The 1,086-nt window shown below is 68.4% G+C and carries 2 protein-coding genes; both read right to left on the bottom strand.

Annotated elements, in window-relative coordinates; genetic code table 11:
• Positions 1-70: 70 nt before the first annotated feature.
• The gene (locus P3T29_RS32635; RefSeq protein WP_280720301.1) at positions 71-544 is read right to left on the bottom strand and encodes a hypothetical protein; all 474 of its coding nucleotides are present in this window, start codon (positions 542-544) and stop codon (positions 71-73) included.
• Between the two features lie 2 nt (positions 545-546).
• Positions 547-978 carry a hypothetical protein gene (locus P3T29_RS32640; RefSeq protein WP_280720302.1) on the bottom strand — a complete coding sequence of 144 codons (432 nt, stop codon included), beginning with the start codon at positions 976-978 and terminating at the stop codon, positions 547-549.
• Between the last annotated feature and the right edge of the window lie 108 nt (positions 979-1,086).

Here is a 1,086-nt window from a genome sequence, read left to right on the forward strand (position 1 = left end):
GGAGCTTCGTTGCGTTCGTGACGGGCCAGGCCCGGACCCCTTCATCGGCATGACCTGCGCACTCACATGCTCACCGGGACTTTGAAACGGCCCTGGCGTTCAGGGTGATCACCAACGGCGCGCCGATGTACAGCGTCCGCGTGCCACCCAGGAGACCCAGGAGGGCCGTCCGTTCGACGATCGCCGCGTTTGCGTCCACGAACAGGCGGATCTCGGAGGGCGGCCTCGCACCGATCCGTTCCACCAGTTCGTCGACCATGTGCCACAGTGCGGGGGCCTGCGTCCTGTCGAAAGGTAGTGAGCCCTCTCGGACCGGCGCCAGCGGCAGGACCGAACGCACCGTGTTGCCCGTGATCAGCACGGCCACGCCCAGGGAAGCCGGCATGGCGTAGAACACGACCCAGTAAGGGCCGCCTGAGTCGAGGATCACGCCGATGAACCGTAGGCAGAGGAGGGCGAACCACAAGAGCGCCCCGATGGTCAGCCCGCTGACGAGGAACCAGACGAACAGGAGGGCCAGGCCGGCCAGAGCCCGGGTCCTCATCGTCAGGCGGCTTCTTCGTCGCCCTCGCCCTGCTTGAGCGCTTCCACGACCGCGTCCGCGAACAAGGTGGCGGTGTCCTCGCTCGCGCCGCTGCTCCGGACCGTTGAGAGGACCCGGGATCGGACCTCGAGCAACTGGGCCGATGTCAGGGGCGTGGGCCGCTTCGGGCGCCCGCGCAGGCGCTTCCACAGCGCGCGCAGGCCGCTCTCGACCACGATGTCCATCGCCGTGTGCGCTACCACCAAGGCGAGTTGGGTCGCCTCGGGAGTGATGCTGTCGAATCCGAAGCCGTTGACGCCCTCACGGCCGGGCACGTCCTCGGCGCCACGCGTCTCCCACGCGGCCGCATTGGCCTCGAAGCCGGCGAGCTCGCTGGGGGCCAGCCGGTCGGGTGGCAGCTGCTCCAGAATGGCTCGCGCGAGGTACTTCGACATCCGACCACTCCAGTGAAGCGTCGCCATCTTCGAACGTGCTGGTCAGAGGGGCTGGTGTGACTGTTCTCCGGGGTGCTCGTGCTGGCCGTGGGCGGGAGTCTGCGGCCT

Source organism: Kitasatospora sp. MAP5-34 (assembly GCF_029894335.1).
Classification (GTDB): Bacteria; Actinomycetota; Actinomycetes; order Streptomycetales; family Streptomycetaceae; genus Kitasatospora.

Excerpts from the sequence above, each read along its gene's own strand:
- P3T29_RS32640 (WP_280720302.1), bottom strand. The coding sequence starts at position 978 with ATGTCGAAGTACCTCGCGCGAGCCATTCTGGAGCAGCTGCCACCCGAC.
- P3T29_RS32635 (WP_280720301.1), bottom strand. The coding sequence starts at position 544 with ATGAGGACCCGGGCTCTGGCCGGCCTGGCCCTCCTGTTCGTCTGGTTC.